This is a genomic window from Acidovorax sp. 1608163 (genome assembly GCF_003669015.1).
Taxonomy (GTDB): domain Bacteria; phylum Pseudomonadota; class Gammaproteobacteria; order Burkholderiales; family Burkholderiaceae_C; genus Acidovorax.
In genome coordinates, this window is the sequence record NZ_CP033069.1 from 2,233,865 (window position 1) to 2,257,806 (window position 23,942).

General features: G+C 63.5%; 23 protein-coding genes and 1 pseudogene. 14 read left to right on the forward strand and 10 right to left on the reverse strand.

What is annotated here, in order from left to right; all coding sequences use genetic code 11:
* Positions 1–10 precede the first annotated feature (10 nt).
* Positions 11–1,900, reverse strand: a complete 1,890-nt coding sequence (locus tag EAG14_RS10040) for a long-chain fatty acid--CoA ligase (protein WP_121728752.1) — start codon at positions 1,898–1,900, stop codon at positions 11–13.
* A gap of 191 nt (positions 1,901–2,091) precedes the next feature.
* Complete coding sequence (locus EAG14_RS10045; RefSeq protein WP_099741177.1) at positions 2,092–2,727, reverse strand: GntR family transcriptional regulator; 636 nt, start codon at positions 2,725–2,727, stop codon at positions 2,092–2,094.
* Between the two features lie 128 nt (positions 2,728–2,855).
* Here EAG14_RS10045 and scpA point away from each other — a divergent pair, with 128 nt between their 5' ends.
* The 9 genes from scpA (at position 2,856) to EAG14_RS10090 (ending at position 12,761) form a co-directional block, all read left to right on the forward strand.
* Positions 2,856–5,027: a methylmalonyl-CoA mutase gene (gene scpA / locus EAG14_RS10050; protein WP_099741176.1), complete on the forward strand. Its 2,172-nt coding sequence runs from the start codon at positions 2,856–2,858 to the stop codon at positions 5,025–5,027.
* 49 nt (positions 5,028–5,076) lie between these two features.
* Positions 5,077–5,541, forward strand: coding sequence for a GNAT family N-acetyltransferase (locus tag EAG14_RS10055; RefSeq protein WP_369803813.1), 465 nt, complete (start codon positions 5,077–5,079; stop codon positions 5,539–5,541).
* Entirely contained in the window at positions 5,538–6,599 is a 1,062-nt protein-coding gene (meaB, locus tag EAG14_RS10060) for a methylmalonyl Co-A mutase-associated GTPase MeaB (RefSeq protein ID WP_255408824.1), read from the forward strand. The genes EAG14_RS10055 and meaB overlap by 4 nt, the downstream gene beginning before the upstream one ends.
* 37 nt (positions 6,600–6,636) lie before the next feature.
* Entirely contained in the window at positions 6,637–8,169 is a 1,533-nt protein-coding gene (locus EAG14_RS10065; protein WP_121728753.1) for an acyl-CoA carboxylase subunit beta, read from the forward strand.
* A gap of 15 nt (positions 8,170–8,184) precedes the next feature.
* Positions 8,185–8,595 carry an Imm45 family immunity protein gene (gene imm45, locus EAG14_RS10070; protein WP_116749834.1) on the forward strand — a complete coding sequence of 137 codons (411 nt, stop codon included), beginning with the start codon at positions 8,185–8,187 and terminating at the stop codon, positions 8,593–8,595.
* 9 nt (positions 8,596–8,604) lie between these two features.
* Positions 8,605–10,653, forward strand: a complete 2,049-nt coding sequence (locus EAG14_RS10075) for an acetyl/propionyl/methylcrotonyl-CoA carboxylase subunit alpha (protein WP_121728754.1) — start codon at positions 8,605–8,607, stop codon at positions 10,651–10,653.
* The gene (locus tag EAG14_RS10080) at positions 10,650–11,495 is read left to right on the forward strand and encodes a YdcF family protein (protein WP_240456987.1); all 846 of its coding nucleotides are present in this window, start codon (positions 10,650–10,652) and stop codon (positions 11,493–11,495) included. Before EAG14_RS10075 ends, EAG14_RS10080 begins: the two co-directional genes overlap by 4 nt.
* Positions 11,496–11,593: 98 nt before the next feature.
* On the forward strand, positions 11,594–12,064 hold the full coding sequence (locus EAG14_RS10085; RefSeq protein ID WP_099741174.1) for a VOC family protein: 471 nt from the start codon (positions 11,594–11,596) through the stop codon (positions 12,062–12,064).
* Between the two features lie 190 nt (positions 12,065–12,254).
* A complete protein-coding gene (locus EAG14_RS10090) occupies positions 12,255–12,761 on the forward strand; it encodes a YegJ family protein (RefSeq protein ID WP_162995950.1) in 507 nt (168 codons plus the stop codon).
* A gap of 124 nt (positions 12,762–12,885) precedes the next feature.
* Here the strand turns inward: EAG14_RS10090 and EAG14_RS22745 are convergent, their stop codons facing one another.
* Positions 12,886–13,158 (reverse strand): hypothetical protein, encoded by a 273-nt coding sequence (locus tag EAG14_RS22745; RefSeq protein WP_162995951.1) that lies wholly within the window; start codon positions 13,156–13,158, stop codon positions 12,886–12,888.
* A 107-nt stretch (positions 13,159–13,265) separates the two neighbouring features.
* Between EAG14_RS22745 and bioB the strand changes: the two genes are divergently transcribed.
* Positions 13,266–14,354, forward strand: a complete 1,089-nt coding sequence (bioB, locus tag EAG14_RS10095) for a biotin synthase BioB (protein WP_371414412.1) — start codon at positions 13,266–13,268, stop codon at positions 14,352–14,354.
* 34 nt (positions 14,355–14,388) lie between these two features.
* Here bioB and EAG14_RS10100 read toward each other — a convergent pair whose 3' ends face one another.
* From EAG14_RS10100 to EAG14_RS10125, 6 genes are all read right to left on the reverse strand, one after another.
* On the reverse strand, positions 14,389–15,579 hold the full coding sequence (locus EAG14_RS10100) for a two-component system response regulator (RefSeq protein ID WP_121728756.1): 1,191 nt from the start codon (positions 15,577–15,579) through the stop codon (positions 14,389–14,391).
* Positions 15,580–15,631: 52 nt separating this feature from the next.
* Complete coding sequence (locus tag EAG14_RS10105) at positions 15,632–18,670, reverse strand: hybrid sensor histidine kinase/response regulator (RefSeq protein WP_121728757.1); 3,039 nt, start codon at positions 18,668–18,670, stop codon at positions 15,632–15,634.
* An 18-nt stretch (positions 18,671–18,688) separates the two neighbouring features.
* A complete protein-coding gene (locus EAG14_RS10110) occupies positions 18,689–19,225 on the reverse strand; it encodes a molybdopterin-dependent oxidoreductase (protein ID WP_121728758.1) in 537 nt (178 codons plus the stop codon).
* A gap of 241 nt (positions 19,226–19,466) precedes the next feature.
* On the reverse strand, positions 19,467–19,820 hold the full coding sequence (locus EAG14_RS10115) for a carboxymuconolactone decarboxylase family protein (protein ID WP_121728759.1): 354 nt from the start codon (positions 19,818–19,820) through the stop codon (positions 19,467–19,469).
* 29 nt (positions 19,821–19,849) lie between these two features.
* Positions 19,850–20,041 carry a DUF2892 domain-containing protein gene (locus EAG14_RS10120; RefSeq protein ID WP_099655508.1) on the reverse strand — a complete coding sequence of 64 codons (192 nt, stop codon included), beginning with the start codon at positions 20,039–20,041 and terminating at the stop codon, positions 19,850–19,852.
* A gap of 96 nt (positions 20,042–20,137) precedes the next feature.
* Entirely contained in the window at positions 20,138–20,998 is an 861-nt protein-coding gene (locus EAG14_RS10125; protein ID WP_121728760.1) for an MBL fold metallo-hydrolase, read from the reverse strand.
* A gap of 105 nt (positions 20,999–21,103) precedes the next feature.
* Here EAG14_RS10125 and EAG14_RS10130 point away from each other — a divergent pair, with 105 nt between their 5' ends.
* Genes EAG14_RS10130 through EAG14_RS10145 form a run of 4 tightly spaced genes read left to right on the forward strand, consistent with a single transcriptional unit; the run spans position 21,104 to position 22,708 of the window.
* The gene (locus EAG14_RS10130; RefSeq protein WP_121730408.1) at positions 21,104–21,454 is read left to right on the forward strand and encodes a helix-turn-helix transcriptional regulator; all 351 of its coding nucleotides are present in this window, start codon (positions 21,104–21,106) and stop codon (positions 21,452–21,454) included.
* A gap of 2 nt (positions 21,455–21,456) precedes the next feature.
* Positions 21,457–21,888 carry a YeeE/YedE family protein gene (locus EAG14_RS10135; RefSeq protein ID WP_099655506.1) on the forward strand — a complete coding sequence of 144 codons (432 nt, stop codon included), beginning with the start codon at positions 21,457–21,459 and terminating at the stop codon, positions 21,886–21,888.
* Positions 21,889–21,921: 33 nt separating this feature from the next.
* On the forward strand, positions 21,922–22,362 hold the full coding sequence (locus EAG14_RS10140; RefSeq protein ID WP_099655505.1) for a YeeE/YedE family protein: 441 nt from the start codon (positions 21,922–21,924) through the stop codon (positions 22,360–22,362).
* Between the two features lies 1 nt (position 22,363).
* On the forward strand, positions 22,364–22,708 hold the full coding sequence (locus EAG14_RS10145) for a TIGR01244 family sulfur transferase (protein WP_099655504.1): 345 nt from the start codon (positions 22,364–22,366) through the stop codon (positions 22,706–22,708).
* 30 nt (positions 22,709–22,738) lie between these two features.
* Here EAG14_RS10145 and EAG14_RS10150 read toward each other — a convergent pair.
* Positions 22,739–23,812 (reverse strand): annotated as a pseudogene (locus EAG14_RS10150) (site-specific integrase).
* Positions 23,813–23,942: the final 130 nt, after the last annotated feature.

The following is a 23,942-nucleotide window of genomic DNA, read 5'->3' on the forward strand; positions in this document are numbered from 1 at the left end:
CCTCAGTGCGTCAACGCCCGCCGGGCTTTTGGTACATGCCTTCAATCGCCTGCTCAAAATGCCCCATCAGGTTGGTGCGCTTGAGCTTGAGGGTGGGCGTCATGAAGGTGTTCTCAATCGTCCAGGGCGCCAGCGTCAGGTGCACGGCGCGGGGCACGGCGTAGCGTGCAAAGCTGGCGGTGTTCTTTTCAATGCGAGCCAGCACGGCGCGGTGCACGCTGGGGTGCTGAAGGCTGTCGGCTTCTTGCGGGTTCAGCCCCAGGTCGGCGGCCAGGTGCTGCCATTCCCGCAGGTTGAGCACGGCCACGCAGGCGATGAAGGGGCGGTTCTCGCCCACCACAAAGGCTTGCTCCAGCAGCGGGTCGGCCAGCATGGCCAGCTCCAGGTCGCCCGGCGGGATCTTTTCGCCGGTGGAGGTGACGATGATTTCCTTGATACGGCCCTTGATATAGATGCGCCCGTTCACGATGTCCGCCTGGTCGCCCGTGCCCAGCCAGCCGTCGGCGTTCAAGATTTTGGCGGTGTCCTCCGGGCGCTTCCAGTAGCCCTTCATCACGATGGGGCCACGCACCTGCAGCTCGCGGTTCTCGCCAATGCGCACCTCCACGCCGGGCAGGGCCTTGCCCACGCAGGCGGGGTCGTTGTCTTCTGGCGCGTTGACCGACACCACGGGGGATGTCTCCGTCATGCCGTAGCCCTGGATCAGCGGCAGGCCCAGCCCCAAAAAGCACTTGGCAATGGTGGGTGACAGAGGGGCGCCGCCACTCACCGCCACCCGCACGCGGCCACCAAACTGGGCCATCAGCGGCGCAGCCACCAGGGCGCGCAGCAAGGGCCAGGGCAGGGCGGCCATCCAGCCTGCGGCCTTGGCATCGTCCGGCGCAGGGGCGGGCAGGCCCTGCGCGGCACAAAAGCGTGCCCAGCCCTTGCTTTGCGCGGCTTCGTACAGCTGCATTTTCCAGGGCGAACGCGACAACTTTTCTTGCACCTTGGCATGGATGCGTTCGTAAATGCGGGGCACGGACACCAGCACCGTGGGGCGCACCGTGCGCAGGTCTTCCGCCAGCAGCGGCACCGACCGGGCATAGGCCACGCAGCTGCCCGCTGCAATGGGCAGGTAGTAGCCACCCGTGCGCTCAAACGTGTGCGAAAGCGGCAGGAACGACAGAAATACGTCTTGCGCCGTGGGGGCAATGCGCTCGAGCACCGCCTTCACATCGCTGACCACGTTGCGGTGCGTCAGCATCACGCCCTTGGGTTTGCCGGTGGTGCCAGAGGTGTAGACGATGGCCGCCAGGTCATCGGCCCCTGGGGGTGTGGGAGTGGGCCACTGGGCCAGCGAGGGGGCTTGGTCCGCCCCCTCCAGCCATTGCGCCAGTGAGCCGACCAAGGGGCCGTCCAGTGGCATTGAAGCGCCAGCCTTGTCTGCCGCGCTGGCCTCGGTTGCGGGGGCATCTTCATCCGTGAACACCACCGCGCGCAGGGCCGGGAAGGGCGTGCCCACAGCGCATATCTTGTCCCATTGGGCACGCTGGCCCAGGATGAGCATCGAGGCTTCGCAGTCGGCCAGGATGTAGGCAATGCTGCCGGGGTTGTCGATGGCATGCAGCGGCACGGGCACACAGCCCGTAGCCAAGGTGGACTGGTCTGCGCACAGTGCGTTCAGCCCATTGGGCAGCAGGATGGCGATGCGGGCGGCCTGGGGCAGTTGCATGGCGCCAATGGCCGCCGACCAGCGCTGCACCTGCAGCGACGTGTGTTGCCAGCTCCAGCTCTCCCAGGCATGGGTGGCCGGGTTGAAGGCGCGATAGGCCTCGCCCTCAGGGGTGCTGGCCACGCGGTAGGCCAGGAGTTGGGGGAGCGTCTGGACGCTGGCGATATCGCGAGGGGAGGGTGTCATGGGGCGGAGGAAAGCGGGGCGCCGGGAGGCTCTCTGCACGCATCGGATGGACCGTGTGCTCGGAAAGGACTTGGTACAAACCCTAATTTTGGGTGCCGGGCATGATAACCACCGTGCAGGCTTCGTTACGTCCTGCAATGACTGCTGTGCTCAGGAATGCCGAGCAGGTCCTGGCCCGCTCACGTCAGCCTTTATGTAGCGGCTTCCAGCCCCTGCGCAAAGTGCGTCTGCATGGCCTGCATGGTGCCGGCTGCGTCTCGCGCCAGCATGGCTTCCAGAATCGCCCGGTGCTCTGCCAACGAGTCCTCGATGCGCCCTTGTTTGAACAGCGAGTTGTGGCGGTTGAGCTTCATCACCTTGCGCAGGTCGGCCACCATCTGGCTGCGCCAGCGGTTGTCCGCCATCTCCAGCACCAGCATGTGAAAGCGCTCGTTGACGGCAAAGAATTTTTCGCGGTCGGCCACAGCACCTTCCAGCTCGGCGTGCAGCGCTTGCAGGGTCTGCTGCTGCTCGGGCGTGGCACGCTCGGCCACAACGCCTGCGGCGTCGCTCTCCAGCAGGCTGAGCAGGTGGTACACGTCGCGCAGGTCTTTTTCGCTCATCTCCGTCACATAGGCGCCACGGCGCACCTTCATCGTGACCAGGCCTTCGGCGGCCAGCACCTTCAGCGCCTCGCGCAGGGGGGTGCGGCTGATACCAAACTCTTCCGCAATCTTGAGCTCGTCAATCCAGCAGCCGGGCTGCAGCTCGCGCCGGAAGATGCGCTGGCGCAATTGCTCGGCAACTTCTTCGTAAAGCGCGCGGGGAGTAAGGGTGACAGCAGACATGGCCCGGATTGTAAGCTGGCTGGAATATTTTGAATCAATAATTATGAATGATGTAAACTCGCCGCCACATCGGGACCAGCCCTCGCGCCGTTTTACGCACCCACGCCATCTTCGGAGAAGCTTTCGCCATGAGTGACAAACCCCACAACAACGCCCCCGAGTTCGCTGCCGCTTCGCTAGAGGCATGGGCCAAGGCGGCGGCCAAGTCGGCCCCCGGTGGCGATGTGAACGCCTTGAACTGGGTGACACCCGACGGCATCACCGTCAAGCCGCTGTACACCGCCGAAGACACAGCCAGCCTGCCGTACGCCAACACCTTGCCTGGTTTTGAGCCCTACCTGCGCGGCCCCCAGGCCACTATGTATGCGGTGCGCCCCTGGACGATTCGCCAATACGCAGGCTTCTCGACCGCTGAAGAATCCAACGCCTTCTACCGCAAGGCCTTGGCCGCGGGCGGGCAGGGTGTGTCGGTAGCCTTCGACCTGGCCACCCACCGGGGCTACGACAGCGACCACCCGCGCGTGACGGGCGACGTAGGCAAGGCGGGCGTGGCGATCGATTCGGTCGAGGACATGAAGATCCTGTTCGACCAGATTCCGCTCGACAAGGTCAGCGTCTCCATGACCATGAATGGCGCCGTGCTGCCCGTGCTGGCAGGCTACGTGGTGGCGGCCGAAGAGCAGGGCGTCTCGCAAGACCAACTCTCAGGAACCATTCAGAACGACATTCTGAAAGAGTTCATGGTGCGCAACACCTACATCTACCCGCCCAAGCCCTCGATGCGGATCATTGGCGACATCATTGGCTACACGGCCAAGAACATGCCCAAGTTCAACTCGATCTCGATCTCGGGCTACCACATGCAGGAGGCTGGGGCCAACCAGGCGCTGGAGCTGGCCTTTACCTTGGCCGACGGCAAGGAATATGTGAAGACCGCCATCGCCTCGGGCCTGGACGTGGACGAGTTCGCCGGGCGCCTGAGCTTCTTCTGGGCCATCGGCATGAACTTCTACCTCGAAGTGGCCAAGATGCGCGCTGCGCGCCTGCTGTGGTGCCGCATCATGAAAGAGACCGGCGCCAAGAACCCCAAGAGCCTGATGCTGCGCACCCACTGCCAGACCAGCGGCTGGAGCCTGACCGAGCAGGACCCGTACAACAACGTGGTGCGCACCACCATCGAAGCCATGGCAGCCGTGTTCGGCGGCACGCAGAGCCTGCACACCAACGCGCTGGATGAAGCCATCGCGCTGCCTACCGAGTTCAGTGCCCGCATCGCGCGCAACACTCAGCTCATCATCCAGGAAGAGACCCACATCACCAACGTGATCGACCCTTGGGCCGGCAGCTACATGATGGAGAAGCTCACCCAGGACATGATGGATGCCGCCTGGAAGATCATCGAAGAGGTCGAAGCCATGGGCGGCATGACGCAGGCCGTGGACAGCGGCTGGGCCAAGCTCAAGATCGAGGCTGCTGCCGCCGAGAAACAGGCGCGCATTGACAGCGGCAAGGACGTGATTGTTGGCGTCAACAAATACAAGCTGGCCAAGGAAGACCCGGTCGACATCCTGCAGATCGACAACATGAAGGTGCGCGACGGCCAGATTGAGCGCCTGAAAAATATCCGGGCAAAACGTGACCCAGCGCTTGTCCAGCAAGCGCTGGATGCTCTCACTTCTGCAGCAGAAGACGGCAGCGGCAACCTGCTGGATTTGGCCATCAAGGCGGTGCGCCTGCGCGCCACCGTGGGCGAAGTGTCTGACGCGCTCGAAAAGGTGTTTGGGCGCCACCGCGCCGATACGCAAAAGGTGACCGGTGTGTACGCAGCCGCTTATGACTCGGCCGAAGGCTGGGACAAACTCAAGACCGAAATCAACGCCTTTGCCGAAGAACAAGGCCGTCGCCCCCGCGTGATGATCGCCAAGTTGGGCCAGGACGGCCACGACCGGGGCGCCAAGGTGGTGGCCACCGCGTTTGCCGACTTAGGCTTTGACGTGGACATGGGCCCGCTCTTCCAGACGCCCGAGGAATGCGCCCGCCAGGCCATCGAGAACGACGTGCACGCCGTGGGCGTGAGCACGCTGGCCGCAGGCCACAAAACGCTGGTGCCCGCCATCATCCAGTCGCTCAAGGACCAGGGTGCGGACGACATCATCGTGTTTGTGGGCGGGGTGATTCCGGCGCAGGACTATGAGCACCTGTACGAAGCGGGTGTGAAGGGCATCTACGGCCCTGGCACGCCGATTCCGGCCAGCGCGAAGGATGTGCTGGAGCAGATTCGCAAGGCCTTCGTAGCATGAGTGAGGTATCGCCCACGCGCTTAGTGGAGTGCCGTTTGGAGATGTTGCATTGAACACCCCTGCATTCACCTTGCATCCCGTGGTCGAGGCTGACTTCGAGCCCATGCTGGTGTTGCGCACGGCTGCCATGCGTGAAAGCCTGGAGCGAGTGGGGCGGTACACCCCAGAGCGCTCTCGCGAACGACTGCGCGCGGCTTTCGTGCCCGAACACATGCAACATTTGCAGGCACCCGACGGACATCGCATGGGATTTGTCACGGTGCGCCCTGAGGGCGAGCGCGCTTTGCGACTGCAGCACCTGTATTTGCACCCTGACTGGCAGTGCGCTGGTGTAGGCGCTGCAGTGCTGTCCCAAGTGCAGGACAGGGCTCGCCGTGAAGGCAGGGTGCTGCGCGTGACTGCGCTGCAGCGCAGTGACGCCAACCGCTTCTACCAGCGCCACGGTTTCGTGAAGACGGGCGAGGAAGGCGTAGATGTGCACTACGAGTGGCGGTCTCTGGAGAGTGCCGAATGACCGCGTCCCCGACCACGATTGCGCGGCAGCCTTCGGTCAGCGGCTTGCTGGACGGTATCGCCGGTGACGCTGGTGTCGTGCAGCGCCGCGCCATGTCCAAGGCCATCACGCTGCTCGAATCCACCCGCACTGACCACCGCGCGCAGGCAGACGAGCTGCTCACCGCGCTGCTCCCGCACACCGGCAAAGCTTTCCGCCTTGGCATAAGCGGCGTTCCGGGTGTGGGCAAGTCCACCTTTATCGAAGCCCTGGGCCTGTACCTGATCGACCAGGGCCACCGCGTGGCCGTGCTCACCATCGACCCCTCCAGCACCGTCTCGGGCGGCTCCATTCTGGGCGACAAGACGCGCATGGAACACCTGTCGGTGCACGAAAAGGCCTACATCCGCCCCAGCCCCTCCAGCGGCACGCTGGGCGGCGTGGCCGAGAAGACGCGCGAGGCCATGCTGGTCTGCGAGGCCGCAGGCTACGACGTGGTGATTGTCGAAACCGTGGGCGTGGGCCAGAGCGAGATCGCGGTGGCGGGCATGACGGACATGTTTGTGCTGATGCAGCTGCCCAACGCGGGCGATGACCTGCAGGCCATCAAGAAGGGCGTGATGGAGATTGCGGACCTGGTGGTCATCAACAAGGCCGACATCGACAAGAACGCCGCCACGCGCGCCGAGGCGCAGATCACATCGAGCCTGCGCCTGCTCAGCCAACACGGCAACCCCGAGAACGCCCACCACGACGAAACGCTGTGGCACCCGAAGGTAGTGCAAATCAGCGCGCTGCTGGGGCAGGGCGTAGACAGTTTCTGGGCCGCCGTCACGCAGTTCCGCCAGCTGCAATCCGCCAACGGCCGCCTGGCCACGCGGCGCGAGAAACAGGCGCTGTCCTGGATGTGGGAGCGCATCGACGCAGGCCTCAAGCTCGCGTTTCGCCAGCACCCGCAGGTGCGTGAGCTACTGCCCCAGATGCAGGCCGATGTGGCCGCAGGACGCATTGCGGCATCGACTGCAGCACGAAATCTGCTGCTAGCGCAAGCTGGACAAGCGCAAGCAGCTATCAAATAAATCGTAAGCAATAAACCGAATTCACCAAAGGACGACCATGCAAGACATCCTGGATCAACTGGAGAAAAAGCGTGCCCTCGCACGCCTGGGCGGCGGGCAAAAGCGCATTGATGCGCAGCACGCCAAGGGCAAGCTCACCGCGCGCGAGCGCATCGAGCTGTTGCTGGACGACGGCACGTTCGAGGAATGGGACATGTTTGTCGAGCACCGCTGCACCGACTTTGGCATGGAGGACAACAAGATCCCCGGCGACGGTGTGGTGACGGGCTACGGCATGATCAACGGCCGCCTGGTGTTCGTGTTCAGCCAGGATTTCACGGTGTTTGGCGGAGCACTCTCCGAAACCCATGCCGAAAAGATCTGCAAGGTGATGGACCAGGCCATGAAGGTCGGCGCACCGGTCATCGGCCTCAATGACTCGGGCGGCGCCCGCATCCAGGAAGGTGTGGCGTCCCTCGGCGGCTATGCCGACGTGTTCCAGAAGAACGTGCTGGCCAGCGGCGTGATTCCGCAGATCAGCATGATCATGGGCCCCAGCGCCGGTGGCGCCGTGTACTCGCCCGCCATGACCGACTTCATCTTCATGGTCAAAGATTCGAGCTACATGTTCGTGACCGGCCCCGAAGTGGTGAAGACCGTGACGCACGAAGAGGTCACCGCCGAGGAACTGGGCGGCGCTGTGACCCACACCACCAACAGCGGTGTGGCCGACATGGCGTTTGAGAACGACGTGGAGGCGCTGATGATGCTGCGCCGCCTGTACAACTACCTGCCGCTCAACAACCGTGAGAAGGCCCCGGTGCGCCCCAGCAACGACCCGGCTGACCGCATGGACCTGAGCCTGGACACCCTGGTGCCCGAGAACCCCAACAAGCCCTACGACATGAAGGAGCTGATCCTCAAGACGGTGGACGATGGGGACTTCTTCGAGCTGCAGCCCGAGTACGCCAAGAACATCCTCATCGGCTTTGCCCGCATGGAAGGCCAGACCGTGGGCATCGTGGCCAACCAGCCGCTGGTGCTGGCGGGCTGCCTGGACATCAAGTCGAGCATCAAGGCCGCGCGTTTTGTGCGCTTTTGCGATGCGTTCAACATCCCCGTGGTCACGTTTGTGGACGTGCCCGGCTTCATGCCCGGCACCAGCCAGGAGTACGGCGGCATCATCAAACACGGCGCCAAGCTGCTGTACGCATACGCCGAGTGCACTGTGCCCAAGATCACCGTCATCACCCGCAAGGCCTACGGCGGTGCATACGACGTGATGAGCTCCAAACACCTGCGCGGCGACGTGAACCTGGCCTGGCCCAACGCCGAGATTGCGGTGATGGGCGCCAAGGGCGCGGTGGAAATCATCTTCCGCGAAGACAAGAACGACCCCGTGAAGCTGGCCGCGCGTGAGGCCGAATACAAGCAGCGTTTTGCCAATCCGTTTGTGGCCGGTGCACGCGGCTTTATCGACGACGTGATCCTGCCGCATGAGACGCGCAAGCGCATTTGCCGCAGTCTGGTCATGCTGCGCGACAAGAAGCTCGAAAACCCGTGGCGCAAGCACGGCAACATTCCGCTGTGATCTGAGAGCTTGAGCATGGACACCGCTGATCTTCAGCCTCAAATTCGCGCCGATTGGCAGCCGCTGTCGCAGTTGGTGGTGCCAGGGCTTTGGCGCGGAACTGTGCTTCGAATTACGGCTGCTCAGTGGCCATACGAGCCAGTCGTTGATTTGATGTGTCTGGAGTCACGGGTCTCCGATTGCGGTTTGAGTTTGATTGTCTGTACGGGGCAAAAAGCTGGGCTTACGCTGATCGAACTTCCTCTGGAAGCGAAGTTTCAGCCTGACGCAAGCTCTTTGTCTGTTGAATGGCTCAGGGCGAATTGGGGACGATGGATCTATCCAGAATGCTCGGTGGAGCAAGTGCTGGTGATTCCTCAATATCCAAGCAATATGTGTATCAACCACCGCGAAGCCGCCGCTTCGCGGGATCTCCAAGTTGAGTAGGGCAAAGCAATGTTTACAAAAATTCTCATCGCCAACCGTGGCGAAATCGCCTGCCGAGTGATTGCAACGGCCAAGAAAATGGGCATCGCCACCGTCGCCGTCTATTCCGACGCCGACAAGGAAGCCCGCCACGTCAAGCTGGCCGATGAGGCCGTGCACATTGGCGCCGCGCCCAGCCGCGAGTCGTACCTGCTGGCCGACAAGATCATTGCGGCCTGCAAACAGACTGGCGCACAGGCCGTGCACCCCGGCTACGGTTTCCTCTCTGAAAACGAAGCCTTCGCCAAGCGCTGCGAGGACGAAGGCATTGCGTTCATCGGCCCCAAGGCCCATTCCATTGCGGCCATGGGCGACAAGATCGCGTCCAAGAAGCTGGCCAACGAAGCCAAGGTCAACACCATCCCGGGCTACAACGACGCCATCGCTGGCCCTGAGCAGGCGGTGGAGATTGCCAAGGGCATTGGCTACCCCGTGATGATCAAGGCCTCGGCCGGGGGCGGTGGCAAGGGCTTGCGCGTGGCGTTCAACGACAAGGAAGCGTTTGAAGGCTTTGCCAGCTGCCAGAACGAAGCTCGCAACAGCTTTGGCGACGACCGCATCTTCATAGAGAAGTTTGTGCAGGAGCCGCGCCACATCGAGATCCAGGTGCTGGGCGACAGCCACGGCAACGTGATCTACCTGAACGAGCGCGAGTGCTCCATCCAGCGCCGCCACCAGAAGGTGATCGAAGAGGCGCCGTCGCCTTTCATCAGCGACGCCACCCGCAAGGCCATGGGCGAGCAAGCGGTGCAATTGGCCAAGGCCGTCAAGTACCAGAGCGCGGGCACGGTGGAGTTCGTGGTCGGCAAGGACCAGGACTTCTACTTTTTGGAGATGAACACCCGCCTGCAGGTGGAGCACCCGGTGACGGAGTGCATCACCGGCCTCGACCTGGTGGAGCTGATGATCCGCGTGGCGGCGGGCGAGAAGCTGCCCCTCACGCAAGCCGATGTGAAGCGCGACGGCTGGGCCATTGAGTGCCGCATCAACGCCGAAGACCCGTTCCGCAATTTCCTGCCGTCCACCGGCCGCCTGGTGCGCTTCCAGCCGCCGGAGGAATCCATGTTCCAGTCTGATACGACCAAAAAATTGGGCGTGCGGGTGGACACGGGCGTGTATGAGGGCGGCGAGATCCCCATGTACTACGACTCGATGATTGCCAAGCTCATCGTGCACGGCACCGACCGCAACGACGCCATCACCAAGATGCGCGCCGCGCTCAACGGCTTTGTGATCCGTGGCATCAGCAGCAACATCCCGTTCCAGGCCGCGCTGCTGGCGCACCCTAAGTTTGTGACGGGCGACTTCAACACCGGCTTCATCGCCGAAAACTACGGCAAGGGCTTCCACGCCGAAGACGTGCCGCACAGCGACCCGCTGTTCCTGGTGGCGCTGGCCGCGTTCATGAACCGCCGCTACCGTGCACGCGCCTCCGGCATCAGCGGCCAACTGGCGGGCCACGAGGTGAAGGTGGGCGAGCAGTTTGTGGTGGTCACGCTGGGCGCCGAGGGACAAAACCAGCACCACGAAGTGACGGTGTCTGACTTTGAAGACAAATCGGGCTCTAGCGCAGTCACAGTGGGCGGTAGTAGCTACCAAATCAGTAGCAACGCCACGCTGGGCCAGATTCGTGTGCAGGGGGCCTGCAACGGCCAGGGCTTTACCGCCCAGGTGGAGCGCGGCGTGGGCAAGAACCCGCTGGCGCTGCGCATTGCGCACAACGGCACGCAGATCGACGCACTGGTGCTGTCGCCACTGGGCGCGCGGCTGCACAAGCTGATGCCCTTCAAGGCGCCGCCAGATCTGTCCAAGTTCCTGCTCTCGCCCATGCCCGGCCTGCTGGTCGATGTGGCGGTGCAGCCCGGCCAGAAGGTGCAAGCGGGTGAGAAGCTGGCCGTCATTGAAGCCATGAAGATGGAGAACATCCTCTTTGCCGCACAGGATGGCGTGGTGGGCAAGATCACGGCGGGCAAGGGTGATTCGCTGGCGGTGGACCAGATCATTCTGGAATTCCAGTGACCCAGCCCTTGGGCATGGCGGCCAGCGCTGTCGGACACGGTGGCGCGCGCCGCCGTGGCTGGCCTTGGGCGCGCATCGCCTGCCTGTTGGTGGGCAGCGTGTTGCTGGCCGATGCCCTGGTGCTGATGGCCATGGGCTTTTTCATGGTGGGCGTGACCGTGCCTGCGGCCCTGGGGCTGGTGCTGTGCTTTGTGGGCGCGCGCTGGCACGGGGTGCGTGACGGGTTTCACCGTTTGCGCTGGGGCCGCCTGGCGTGGCGCACTGGCTGGCTCTTGCTGGGGGTATGGGTGTGTAGCGTAGGGGTGTTCTGGGCTGTGCTGGTGCAGCAGGTGAACGCCTTGGGCCAGGCTGACAAGGCGGTAACTCCGCAGGCCATCGTGGTGCTGGGCAGTGGCACGCCCAAGGGGCAGCCATCGCCCGCGCTGCGGGCGCGTCTGGACACAGCGCACGCGCTGGCCGCCGCGCACCCGCAGGCCTGGGTGGTGGTGTCGGGCGGGGTGGACTTTGGCGAAACGCTGAGCGAAGGCCAGGTCATGGGCAACTACCTGCGCGAGCAGGGCCTGGACCCGGCGCGCATTCTTCAGGAAGAGCGCAGCACCAGCACCGAGCTGAACCTGCAATACAGCCTGCCATTGCTGCAAGCCCAGGGCTTGGGGCTGGACTCTGCCGTGGCGGTGGTGACCAGCGACTTTCACACCCTGCGCGCCCAGCGCATTGCCCAGAAGATCGGCTACACCCGCGCCCTGGCCGTGGCGGCGCCCACACCGCTTTACATCCGCTACAACGCTTGGCTGCGCGAGTATTTCGCCATGGCCAGCAGCTGGTTGCTGCGTGAGCTGTGAGCGGGGGTGTGGCCCATATTTCAGTTCATATTTCAAATCAAATGGGCCTCTAGCACTTATCCTAAAAGCGCTAGCAGCTATCAATTCAGGAGTAATTCATGAGCGCTAGTACCCGCCCGTTCAAAGTCCTCGGTATCCAGCAAGTCGCCATTGGCGGCACCGACAAGCAGCGTATGAAAACCCTGTGGGTCGACATGCTGGGCCTGACACAAACCGGCACCTTCCAGAGCGAGCGCGAGAACGTGGACGAAGACATTCTGGCCATGGGCAAGGGCGCCTTCAAGGTGGAAGTGGACATCATGCAGCCCCTGGACATTGACAAGAAACCCGCCGTGCACACCACGCCGCTCAACCACATTGGCCTGTGGATCGACGACCTGCCCAAGGCGGTGGAATGGCTCACAGCCAAAGGCGTGCGCTTTGCGCCTGGTGGCATCCGAAAGGGCGCCGCAGGCTACGACATCACGTTTTTGCACCCCAAGAGCAACGACGAGTTTCCGATTGCGGGCGAGGGTGTGTTGATTGAGCTGGTGCAGGCGCCTGCGGATGTGATTGCCGCATTGGGCTGAGCCGCTGCGCTGACCACGCCAAAGCCAAAGCCAACGCCTTGCTGCCTTGCGCAGCAAGGCGTTTTGTTTTGGCGCGCCATCGTGTGCAGTTTTTCACCCTTGGGACCAGGCCGTTCGTGCGGCCCGGGGCACGGGGCTTTGCGCCGTTTTACATTCGCAGCTTCTTTGTTCAAGCCTTGTGCGAATGTCCATGAAACTCTCTTTGCTGGCCGTCGGTGCGGTCTCGGTGTTGATGACCTTCTCTTTGCCCACCCAGGCACAAAGCCAGGGGCAGGGGGGCAAGATCAAGGACAAGGTCTACAACATTTCTTCGCAAGACGCGGAAATGGAAGAAGCGATTGACAAGGCCCGCGCCACGCTGGATGACTTTTTGAAGATCCACGCCAAGCCGCCCGCAGGCGCTGACGGCTTCAAGATCAAGGTGAAGTTCTCAGGGGGCGGCAACGACGAGCACATCTGGGTCACGCCGTTCCAGGTCACTTCCAAAGGCTTCACAGGCACCCTGGCGGGCCAGCCCCGCTATGTCACGCACCTGGAGAATGGGCAGAACGTGCAGTTCACCCGGGCCGATGTGTCGGACTGGGGCTATGTGCAGGGCGGCAAGCAAAAGGGCAGCTACACCGTGTGCGTCATGTTCAAACACATGCCGGCCGCCGACGCTCAGCGCTACCGCCGCGATTACGGTTTTGAGTGCTGAGCCTGGGCAGAGGGCTGTGTGAGGGGGTATGAGGCCGCTGGGTGCAGCCTCTGCCATCTTTTCGCTGCGGTTTTTGCCAATGGGCGGCCATCACGCAGGCATCGCAGGCCAAATCCACCCAACTTCACGTGCAAACCTGCGCTATCTCCCGGCGCTTGCCCTGCGTGTTGACTGCAGTTGGCGCAGGGATGTCTGCAGTTACCGCAGGGTCTTGCAAAGCGCAGCAAGCTGCGCATGCAATTGCATCGAAGTTGGCGTCAACGGCTGCCTTTGTGCCCAGAAAAATCACTGAAATTGCCTGCTGATAAAGCGCCATTTTTCTTGGCACTTTTTGTGACCCTGTGGCGCGCTGCTGCACCTTTTTTCGTTTGAGAATCCGCACTTCATCGCGATGCATGGTCCAAGCCGTAACCCAACGCTGGGGCCGCTGACATCGCATCACCCTCATTGCCCGCGTGCCGCTTAGTGCGGTGGGTGCAGGCAGATGCATTGAAGGAGCACCCCATGTCCGGATTCACTACCCCCACTGCCGCCACGCCACAGGCTGTGCAGTTGCACCGCCGCCCCGCAGCCATGCCGCAGCCTGCAGGCCCCTGGTCGGTCGAGGCCATCCAGGCGCTGCTCGACAAGCCCTTGATGGACCTGCTGTTTGAAGCACAGACCGTGCACCGCCAGCACTGGCCCGCCGGTGACATCGAGCTGGCCACGCTGCTGTCGGTCAAGACCGGCGGCTGCCCCGAAAACTGCGGCTACTGCCCGCAGGCGGCCGAGTTCGACACCGGCGTGAAGGCCGAAAAGCTGATGGAGGTGGATGAGGTGGTGCGTGCCGCCCAGGCCGCGAAGGACGCGGGCGCCACGCGTTTTTGCATGGGTGCCGCCTGGCGTGCGCCCAAGGACCGCGATATCGAGAAAGTCAGCGCCCTGATCGGTGCCGTGAAGGGCCTGGGCCTGCAGACCTGCGCCACGCTGGGCATGCTCGAATCGCACCAGGCGCAGGCGCTCAAGGATGCCGGGCTGGACTACTACAACCACAACCTCGACACCGCCCCCGAGTACTACACCGACGTGGTGAGCACGCGCGCCTACCAGGACCGGCTGGACACGCTGCAGAACGTGCGCAGCGCGGGCATCAGCGTGTGCTGCGGCGGTATCGTGGGCATGGGCGAGGCGCCCGTGCACCGCGCAGGCCTGATCGCGCAGCTGGCCAACCTGCAGCCGTACCCCGAATCCGTGCCCATCAACAGCCTGGTGCGCGTGCCGGGCACGCCGCTGGCCGACAGCGACCCCATCGACCCGTTTGACTTTGTGCGCGTGATTGCCGTGGCCCGCATCACCATGCCCAAGGCGCGCGTGCGCCTGTCGGCTGGGCGCCAGCAAATGGGCGAAGCCGTGCAGGCGCTGTGCTTCATGGCCGGTGCCAACTCCATCTTTTATGGCGACAAGCTGCTGGTGACGGGCAACCCCGATGTGGATGCCGACGTGCAGCTGCTGGCCAAACTGGGGCTGAACGGGCACCGCACCCAGGCCCAAGAGGACGGCGTGACGGGCGGCGCAGCACACCACGCTGTGCCGTGCGATAGCACCTGCGGCTGAGACAAGGCGCGGGGCGGGTAATCGCCCGCGCAGACTACTTGCGGGTGTCCAGCACGATGGTTTCGATGGCCTCGGCGGGCAGATCGGCCGCCATGCGGTCGGCTTCCTGGTGCAGGGCGGGCTCACCATCGGCAAAGCGCAAGGCGATGCGCCGAAACTCCTCAGACAGTGTCAAAAAGGCGTCCACCATGTCAGGGTCGAAGTGGCTGCCGCGCCCGTCCTGGATGATCTGCACCGCTTGCTCATGGCTGTAGGCCGGCTTGTACACGCGCACCGAGATCAGCGCGTCGTACACATCGGCCACGGCCATGAGGCGGGCAGAAAGTGGAATGGTGTTGCCCACCAGGCCCAGGGGGTAGCCTGAGCCGTCCCATTTTTCCTGGTGGCTGTAGGTGATCTCTTTGGCGTAGCGAAAAAACGGGTTGTCCTGCGTGGTCTCGCGCTCGGCCGACAAGATGGCTTCCAGCCCCAGCGTCGTGTGCGTCTTCATCACTTCAAACTCTTCGGGGGTGAGTGGGCCGGGCTTGAGCAGGATGCGGTCAGGAATGCCCACCTTGCCAATGTCGTGCAGCGGGGCGGACTTGAAGATCATGGCGATGGCCGCTTCGCTTAGCTCTTCTGCAAAGCGCGGGTGGTTTTGCAGCTTGCGCGCCAGCGCCTCTACATAGTGCTGGGTGCGGCGGATGTGGTTGCCGGTTTCGTTGTCGCGGGTTTCGGCCAGCGAGGCCATGGCACGGATGGTCACGTCCTGCAGCTCGGCCACTTGGCGGGTGCGCCGGGCCACCTCTTGCTCCAGGTAGTGGTTGTGGTGGGCCAGCAGGTCGCGGGCGCGCTTGAGCTGCAGATGGTTGCGCACCCGCGCCAGCGTGATGGCGGGGTTGATGGGCTTGGTGATGTAGTCCACCGCGCCCAGTTCCAGCCCGGTGGTTTCGTCGTCTGACGCGCTCATGGCGGTGAGGAAGATGACGGGAATGTCTTCGGTCTCGGGGTTGAACTGCAGGCGCCGCAGCACCTCGTAGCCGTCCATGTCCGGCATCATGATGTCCAGCAGGATCAGATCGGGCTTGCTCTCGCCCGCCACAATTTGCAGGGCCCGCTCGCCACTGGGGGCCAGTTTGACCTTGTAGTCCGCGCGCAGCAGGCCGCTCATCAGCGAGAGGTTGTCGGGCGTGTCGTCCACGACCAGCACGGTGCATTTGCCGTTGGGTTCGAGTGGGCTGTTCATGGCGGACCTCCTTGCGTGTTGTGGTTATCTATCGTTCAGGCGTTCAGGGTGTTCAAGCAATAGCCTTGGCATCTGCATGGGGCACGGTGCGCAGGGCGGCCAGGGCTTCGACCAGTTGGTAGTTGTCCAGCGCCCGTTCCATCTCGGCATACAGGGGCCCCAGGGCCGCGCGCAGGGCGGGGGCCGATTCCTTGAACAGCTCGATGGCGTCTGAGTCGTCGTCGGCCAGCAGGGCGTCCAGCCGCTCCAACAGTTGCGAGGTGGCTGCGCTGGAGGTTGGTGCTTCTGGCACATCGGCTGGCTCAGCAGCCTCCCGGGGCAGGGCGCTTTGCAAGGCCGCCACCAAGGTGTTGCAGGCGGTGTCGGCTGACTGCAGCCGCGCTTCGATGGTGCTGTCGGGCTGGCCCTGGGCCAAGGCCTGTTCGGCTGCCTCGGCCAGTGTTGCCAGTGGGCTGGCTCCGATGGTGCCTGCCGTGCCTTTGAGCGTGTGCATGCTGCGCTGCGCGGCATCGCGCTGCCCCGCCGCCAGTTGGCTGCGCGTGGTGGCAATGGCCGATGCCTGCCCCGCCACAAACTTGCGCAGCAGCGCCACGTAGGCGGCCCGTTTATCGAGCACGCGCCGCAGGCCTGCGGCCGTGTCCAGCCCGTGGATGCGCTCCAGCGGGTCGTCCACGGGTGGCTCGGTGGCATCGGTGCTGGGCGGTGCGGGTGTGCCATGTCCTGCGGCAGGGGCTGCAGGGGGCGCTTCGATGGTGCGCGGTGCAATCCAGCGCAGCAGGGTGGCAAACAGCTCGTCTGGGTCGATGGGTTTGGCGATGTGGCCGTTCATGCCCGCCTGCAGGCATTTTTCGCGGTCGGTGCTCATGGCGTTGGCCGTCATGGCCAGCACGGGCAACTGGGCCCAGGCGGGGTTTTCGCGCAGAAGGCGGGTGGCGGTCAGCCCGTCCATCACGGGCATCTGCATGTCCATCAGCACGGCGTCGTAAGCGGTGTGGGCGAGCTTGTCGAGCGCCACCTGGCCGTTGTCTGCCACGTCCACCACCAGGCCCGCGTCGGTCAGCAGGTCTGCCCCCACTTGCTGGTTGAGGTCGTTGTCGTCCACCAGCAAAACCCGGGCTCCCCGGATGGCCTGCAGCACCGACGCACTGCTGGGCGAATGCGGTGCCTGGCGCACCTCGGTGCGCAGGCCGCCCAGGGCCTGCATGGCCGCATCCAGCAACTGCGAGGGGCTAACAGGCTTGGTGAGCATGAGAGCAATGCCGCTGTGCTCCAGCTCTTTGCGGGCCTCTTCGCGCCCATGGGCGGTGACGATGACGGGCACCGGCGGCTGGGGCAGCTGCGCGAGCTGCCGGTGGGTCTCGAACCCGTCCATGCCCGGCATCTTCCAGTCGAGAAAGGCAATTTCAAACGGAGCGCCTGCGGCTGCAGCGCTGCGGGCCAGGGCCAGGGCTTCTTGGCCGCTGCGGGCGGTGGTGACGACGAAGCTCATGCGCCCTAGCAGCACCGACAGGATGTGGCGGGCCTGGTCGCTGTCGTCGGCCACCAGCACCCTGCGCCCGCGCAGGTCGGGCGAGGGCAGCAGGGGCTGTTGGCGGGCCTCGCTCAGCCCCAGGCGGGCGGTGAACCAGAAGGTGCTGCCTTGGCCTGGGGCGCTGGTGACGCCCACCGCGCCGCCCATGAGTTCTGCCAGGCTTTTGGAGATGGCCAGCCCCAGGCCGGTGCCGCCGTATTTGCGGGTGGTGGACGAGTCAGCCTGCTCAAACGAGCGAAACAGGCGGGACTGCTGCTCGGGTGTGAGCCCGATGCCGGTGTCTTGCACCTCAAAGCGCAGCACCAGGGTGTTGTCGTCCGCGCTGTCTTGGCGTACGCGCACCACGATCTCGCCCTGGTCGGTGAACTTGACGGCGTTGTTGGCGTAGTTCACCAAGATCTGCCCAAGCCGCAGTGGGTCGCCGCGCAAGTTGTCGGGCAGGTCGGGGTCCACGTCAAACATCAACTCCAGCCCTTTGGCGGCGCATTTGTCGCCAATCAGGTTGGCCACGTTGTCCAGCACACCGCGCAGGTCAAAGTCCAGCACTTCCACTTCCAGCTTGCCCGCCTCGATCTTGCTGAAGTCGAGGATGTCGTTGATCAGCCCCAGCAGGTGGTGGCCGGAGCGCTGGATTTTTTGCACGTAGTCGCGCTGGCGCGCCGTCAGCTCGGTGCCCAGCACCAGGTGGCTCATGCCGATGACGGCGTTCATGGGGGTGCGGATTTCATGGCTCATGTTGGCCAAAAAATCCGACTTCATCTGAGAGGCGTCTTCAGCCTTGGCCCGGGCGATGACCAGCTCTTCCTCGTGCTCGCGCAGGGCTTCGTTGGCCTGCTGCAGTTCGGTGGTGCGCTGGGCCACGCGTGCTTCCAGTGCCTCTTCGTTGCGCTTGAGGGCTTCGACCAACTCGGCCTGCGCCAGCATGGCCTGCGACTTGGCCCGCTCGCGCGCCACAAACTGGCCCGCCATCGCAAACGCCAGCAAAAACGTGAGCAGCGCCTGAAAGCTGGTCAGCCCGGTGGTCATCAGCGTCTGGTTCTGCACTTCTTCATTGCGCTGGTCGCCCAGCAGGGCCGACAGGCGCGAGGCATTCAAGGCCAGCTCTTGCACCGTCTCGCGCAGCTCGGCCAGCTGGGTGCGCAACAGGCGCATGTTCTTTTGGCCCGATGGCACATCGACGCTCTGGCCAAAGTAGTCATCGCCCGCAGCGACGAACTGTTGCAGCGCCCGCAGCGCTTGCCCATAAATGGGCTCGTTTTGCATCAGGATGCGGGCGCTGCCGCTTTCGAGCGCACTGAAGCGGCTGAGGAACAGGTCGTAGCGCAGGGCCACGGCGTCCAGCGAGGTGCTTTCTGGGTCCAGCACAAACTGGTGCAGCGCGTGGTCCAGGCGCTCGTATTCCACATTGAGCTGCAAAAACGACCACAGCGCATTCACGTCGCCACGGCGCATCACGGCTTCCACGCTGCGGTACTGCTGGTATTGCACCGCCGCAATGGCCACGTAGGCCAGCACCAGGCTGGCGATGATGAGTTTCAGGAAGTGCTTGCTGCGCAGCATGCGGGCCTCCTGATGGCGTTAACGGATGCGCAGCGCGTTGAGCTGCCAGGCGGCGCGGTTGTAGTACAGCTCGGTGCGCAACTCGGCCTTTGTGTCAAAGGGGTAGATGATGAACAGCGGGCCTTTCTCGCGCACGGGCATGGGGCGGTTGTTCATCAGCCGGGCCACGATCACCTCATGCCGATGCACATCGTCCATCGGGATTTCCGTCTTGTAGTCATTGAGCGCCACTGCCGTGATGGCATTGCCCTTGCTGCCCGCAGCGGCCAGCACATCGCGCAGCAGAGGGCCAGTGAAGGTGACGGCGTCGGGGTACCACGGGGTGCGGGTGGTGAAGGTGTGCTGGGGCAGCTTCTCCAGCATGGGCATATCGAACTGCGCTTTGGCCCCCTGGTTGGGCGCGCTGATGTTGCCCTCTACCGTGAGCACCACGGGGCCGGTGGGCTTGTCCAGCGCCTGGGCCACATGGCTTACCAGCAACAGTGGCGCGGCGAATGGCAACGTGCGCAAGGCCCAGGCGCGCAGTGCGCTGCGTTTGCGGTGGTCGGCAGCCATATGACTCTCTCCCTCTACGTAGCGGCCTTGCTGCCGGGGTGGTGCAAGCTTCTTGGCAATATGTAAGTTATATCAGCCAATTGTTAACCGCGTAAGGGAAATTTGCGCGATGGGCCCGTGCGTGGCATCCGGCGCAGGCTCCGCAGCCAGCCACTACCTGGGCGGCGCTAGTGGGGAGGTATGCTATAAAAATAGTAGCTTCTCGCGCTTTATTATCAAGCGCTAGCGCCCATTTTTATGCTCAATGGCTGGCGACTGCGAGCTTGTCCCAAGCCGCCAGGGCTTCGGCGGTGTACATGAGCGAGGGGCCGCCGCCCATGTACACGCACACGCCCAGCATCTCTTCCACCTCTTGGCGGGTGGCGCCCAGTTTGAGCAAGGCCTTGACGTGAAAGCCGATGCACCCTGAGCAGCGCTGGCTGACGCCAATGGCCAGTGCAATCAGCTCTTTGTGCTTGGCGCCCAGCGCGCCCTCGGCCATGGCGGCCTGCGCCAGCTGCGAAAAGCCCCGCATGGTGTCGGGCTGGGCCTTGCGGAAGGTGGACAGGCTTTCATTGATGCCTTGCATCAGGCCTGTGTGGTCAAACGTACTCATGGATGGGCCTTTTCTGTGCTTTTTATGGGCTATTTGTTCAGAGGGCAGGTGTTGATGCCCAGCAGGGTGTACGCCGGGCAAAAGCGGAACAGCCCGGTGGCCAAGGGAATCACGCCCAGCCAGCCCCACCAGCCCACCACCCCCGTTGCGGCCAGCGCAATCAGCACCAGGCCTGCCACGATGCGCAGCGCGCGGTCCACGGTTCCTACATTGAATTTCATGGTTTCTTTCCTCCGGGTTGTCGGGGCGCCTTGGAGGGCGCCCTGGTGATGCCTTTGCAGCACGGCGCTGCAAAGGGTTGCGTGGGGCTGGCTGCGTTACAGGGCGTTCAGCGGAATCTTCAGATAGGCCACGCCGTTGTCCTCGGCCGGGGGCAGGGCGCCCGCGCGGATGTTGACTTGCACGGCTGGCAGGATCAGCGCTGGCATCTCCAGCGTGGCGTCGCGGCGGGTGCGTAGGCTGACAAATTCAGCTTCTGTGACACCGTCGTGCAGGTGGATGTTGTGCGCCCGCTGGTCGACCACCGTGCATTGCCAGGTAGGCTGACGGCCAGGCGGCGGGTAGTCGTGGCACATGAACAGGCGCGTGGCTGCTGGCAGGCTTAGCAGCTTGCGCACGGATTGGTACAGGTGGTGCGCATTGCCGCCCGGGAAGTCGCAGCGCGCGGTGCCCACATCGGGCATGAACAGGGTGTCGCCCACAAACACCGAATCCCCCACCTGGAAGGCCATGCAGGCCGGGGTGTGCCCGGGCACCGACAGGGCCTGGGCTTGCAGGTTGCCGATGGCAAACACTTCACCGTCCTGGAGCAGGTGGTCGAACTGGCGGCCGTCGGGCTGGAATGCAGGCTCCAGGTGAAAGATGCCTTTGAACACCTTTTGCACCTGTGTGATGGCTGCGCCGATGGCCATTTTTCCGCCCACTTTTCCCCGCAGGTAGTGGGCGGCGGAGAGGTGGTCGGCATGGGCATGGGTTTCCAGAATCCACTGCACCGTGAGCGACTGCTGTGCCACAAAGGCCAGCAGCGCATCGGCTGAGCGGGTGCTGGTGCGGCCCGACTTGGCGTCGTAGTCCAGCACCGAATCCACCAGGGCGCAGTGGCCGCCGGGTTGGTCGTAGACCACGTAACTCACCGTCCAGGTGGCTGCGTCAAAGAATGCTTTCACGGTGGGGTTCACGTTGAATGCCTCATGCCTTCAATTAAGTTGAAGATAGTATGTTGACTGATATATTGTTTGTCAATAGACTATCGTCAATGAAATTAAAAACCGGAGCCGATGCCCATGACCGCTGAAACCCACGCCACCATGGACCTGGAAACCCTGCGCAGCTCGGCAGATGCCGCTTGCCGCCTGATGAAAGCGCTCTCTAACCCCGACCGCCTGCTGCTGCTGTGCCAATTGACTGAAGGCGAAAAGCGCGTGGGCGAGCTGGAGGCATTGGTGGGCATTGGCCAGCCCACGCTGTCTCAGCAGCTGGGGGTGCTGCGGGAAGAGGGCCTTGTCAGCACCCGGCGCGAGGGCAAGAACATTTACTACGCCATTGCCAGCCCCCAGGCGCTGGCGGTGATGGGGGTGTTGTTTGAACAGTTTTGCGCCCCCGCTGCAGCGGCCGCAGCCACCGAGGAGGCTTGAACATGACCATCGATTGGAGCCATTTCACGCCCTGGATGTCGCTGGCTGGCGGGCTGATGCTGGGCGTGGCCGCCGCCGTGTTTGTGCTCGTCAACGGGCGCATCCTGGGCATCAGCGGCATTGTGGGTGGGCTGCTGCGGCCACGTGCGGGCGATGTGGGCTGGCGGCTGTCGTTTGTGCTGGGCATGGTGGCCGCACCAGCCTTGTGGTTTGCGCTGGCGGGCTCCGTTGCTGTGCGGGTGGACGCCAGCTGGGCCATGGTGCTGGTTGCGGGTTTGCTGGTGGGCATGGGCACCCGCTACGGGTCGGGCTGCACCAGTGGGCATGGGGTGTGTGGCCTGTCGCGCTTGTCGCCGCGCTCTTTGGTGGCGACGGTGTCGTTCATGGGCGCAGGGTTTGTGGCTGTGTATGTGGTGCGCCATTGGCTGGGCTGATGTCCAGCAGCGCCAAGTTTTGAAAGACTCGAAATGAAAAACCGTCTGTCTGAGTTTTTGGTGGGCCTGCTCTTTGGCCTGGGCTTGATCCTGTCGGGCATGACCGACCCCGGCAAGGTGCTGGGCTTTCTTGATCTGGCGGGGCTGTGGGACCCTTCGTTGGCCTTTGTCATGGGCGGGGCCATTGCCGTAGGTGCTTTTGCATTTGCCGTGGCCAAAAAACGCACCCGCAGCTTTTTGGGAGGGGCCATGCATGTGCCCACCGCGCGAGATATAGACAAGCGCCTGGTGCTGGGCAGCCTGGTGTTTGGCGTGGGCTGGGGGCTGGCGGGCTTTTGCCCGGGCCCAGCCATCGTCTCGGCTGCCGCAGGCCAGCCCAAGGCCATGGCCTTTGTCGCGGCCATGCTGGCAGGCATGTGGCTTTTTGAGGTGTTGGAGCGCCAAGCCCAACGCACTTCCACCAAGGGACATTGAAATGGCGCCTTCCTTCATCGCTGTGACGCAAGACTTTGCCGTGTCACCCCAATTGCAGGCGCAAGACATGGCGCAGGTTGCATCGCAAGGCTACAAAACCGTGGTGAACAATCGCCCGGACGAAGAGGGCGGCCCCGCCCAGCCGCGCAGCGCAGACCTGGCCGGGGCCGCACAAGCAGCGGGCTTGCAATATGTTTATCTGCCTGTGGTGGGCGGGGCCATCACGGCCGAGCAAGCCCAGGCCATGGGTGAGGTGCTGCGCACCATGCCCAGTCCCGTCCTGGCGTTTTGCCGATCCGGGGCGCGGTCCGCCCAGCTGTTCAGCCTGGCGCAGGCCGCGTTTTGAGGGTTTGGTTTGAGTGCGTTGTGGGTGTTTTCAGGCGGGATCATCCTGACGCTCCAACAGCGACGCTGCGGGGTTGCTGCCTGACGCCCTGAAGTAGCCCAGCACGCTCGCCACACTCCGGTGGCCCGTCATGGCCATGGTGTCTGCGAGGGGAATATTTTGCGTGGTGGCTTCCGTCACAAAGCCCGAGCGCAAAGAATGTGCTGAGTACACGTCAGGCAAACCAGCGGCTGTGGCGCGTCGGCGAACAATGTCCCGCACGGACGCTGCGGACAGCGGTGCGCCCACGCTACCGCCTTTCTTGGCCTGCCTGAAGATGGCGCCTTATTGAATGCCCGATGCCTTCAGCCATGCCTGCAGGGCTTCAGCGGCCAGGCCTTCCAGGGGCTTGTAGTTCTCGGGCCGGTCTGCCGCGCTCTGGTTGGTCTTGGAGTGGGTGAGGGCGTAAGTGAACGATGCGGGCCCCGTCTTGCGCAGGCTTTTCATATCGGCTGCCGCCACTTCAGAGCGCCGCCGCCCACCCGTGGCCCACGCAAACAGCAGCAGGGCCCGGTCACGTCGCCCTTTCAGACTGGCGTCGCAGGTCTCCAGCATGGCCATCAGCGGGGCTTTGGTCAGCGCGTCTTTCTTTTGCGGCAGGGCGCCACGTTTGCCGTAGGCGCGCCTGGTTTTGCTCAGCAGCTCACGCACTTTGGGGTCTTGGCAGGGGTTGTCCAACCCTCGCAGTTGGTGTGCTTTGGACAGCACGGCCACGCGGTGCACCAGGGTATTGAGTGCCATCGGGCCCAGCTTGCCTTTGAAGCCCGCGCCCACCAGGGCTGCATCCAGCGCGGTGGGCAGCTCGTGCACAAGGCCTGTCTCGGTGGTGCGCTGGGCGTGGTCCACCACAAACTGCAGCACCACGCTGGGCGTTACGGGCAGCGCAATGGGGCGCCCGTAGCGCAGGTTGAACCACGCGGCCCAGTACCGCAGCGCCGAGCGATAGCTGGCCAGCGTATTGGCCGATTCCCCCTCGCGCAGCAGCTCATCCACGGCGCGGGCGGTCATTTCGGAAAGTTGGCTGGGCTCTAAAGCCACCGCAGGGCTTTTTATGGGGGTGAGCATGCTGAAAACTTCCTTGAATTAATATTTAATACATACAATGTATTGTTTAATATAAATATTCTGTTTTACTAACGATAATTCCCTATTATCGTTGGTAAAAATTGGATGGAGTAGGGCGATGCAACCAAAT

Coding starts and splice junctions, on each gene's coding strand:
- EAG14_RS10040 (WP_121728752.1), bottom strand. CDS start 1,900: ATGACACCCTCCCCTCGCGATATCGCCAGCGTCCAGACGCTCCCCCAA.
- EAG14_RS10045 (WP_099741177.1), bottom strand. CDS start 2,727: ATGTCTGCTGTCACCCTTACTCCCCGCGCGCTTTACGAAGAAGTTGCC.
- scpA (WP_099741176.1), top strand. CDS start 2,856: ATGAGTGACAAACCCCACAACAACGCCCCCGAGTTCGCTGCCGCTTCG.
- meaB (WP_255408824.1), top strand. CDS start 5,538: ATGACCGCGTCCCCGACCACGATTGCGCGGCAGCCTTCGGTCAGCGGC.
- EAG14_RS10065 (WP_121728753.1), top strand. CDS start 6,637: ATGCAAGACATCCTGGATCAACTGGAGAAAAAGCGTGCCCTCGCACGC.
- imm45 (WP_116749834.1), top strand. CDS start 8,185: ATGGACACCGCTGATCTTCAGCCTCAAATTCGCGCCGATTGGCAGCCG.
- EAG14_RS10075 (WP_121728754.1), top strand. CDS start 8,605: ATGTTTACAAAAATTCTCATCGCCAACCGTGGCGAAATCGCCTGCCGA.
- EAG14_RS10085 (WP_099741174.1), top strand. CDS start 11,594: ATGAGCGCTAGTACCCGCCCGTTCAAAGTCCTCGGTATCCAGCAAGTC.
- EAG14_RS10090 (WP_162995950.1), top strand. CDS start 12,255: ATGAAACTCTCTTTGCTGGCCGTCGGTGCGGTCTCGGTGTTGATGACC.
- EAG14_RS22745 (WP_162995951.1), bottom strand. CDS start 13,158: ATGCATCGCGATGAAGTGCGGATTCTCAAACGAAAAAAGGTGCAGCAG.
- bioB (WP_371414412.1), top strand. CDS start 13,266: ATGTCCGGATTCACTACCCCCACTGCCGCCACGCCACAGGCTGTGCAG.
- EAG14_RS10100 (WP_121728756.1), bottom strand. CDS start 15,579: ATGAACAGCCCACTCGAACCCAACGGCAAATGCACCGTGCTGGTCGTG.
- EAG14_RS10105 (WP_121728757.1), bottom strand. CDS start 18,670: ATGCTGCGCAGCAAGCACTTCCTGAAACTCATCATCGCCAGCCTGGTG.
- EAG14_RS10110 (WP_121728758.1), bottom strand. CDS start 19,225: ATGGCTGCCGACCACCGCAAACGCAGCGCACTGCGCGCCTGGGCCTTG.
- EAG14_RS10115 (WP_121728759.1), bottom strand. CDS start 19,820: ATGAGTACGTTTGACCACACAGGCCTGATGCAAGGCATCAATGAAAGC.
- EAG14_RS10120 (WP_099655508.1), bottom strand. CDS start 20,041: ATGAAATTCAATGTAGGAACCGTGGACCGCGCGCTGCGCATCGTGGCA.
- EAG14_RS10130 (WP_121730408.1), top strand. CDS start 21,104: ATGACCGCTGAAACCCACGCCACCATGGACCTGGAAACCCTGCGCAGC.
- EAG14_RS10135 (WP_099655506.1), top strand. CDS start 21,457: ATGACCATCGATTGGAGCCATTTCACGCCCTGGATGTCGCTGGCTGGC.
- EAG14_RS10140 (WP_099655505.1), top strand. CDS start 21,922: ATGAAAAACCGTCTGTCTGAGTTTTTGGTGGGCCTGCTCTTTGGCCTG.
- EAG14_RS10145 (WP_099655504.1), top strand. CDS start 22,364: ATGGCGCCTTCCTTCATCGCTGTGACGCAAGACTTTGCCGTGTCACCC.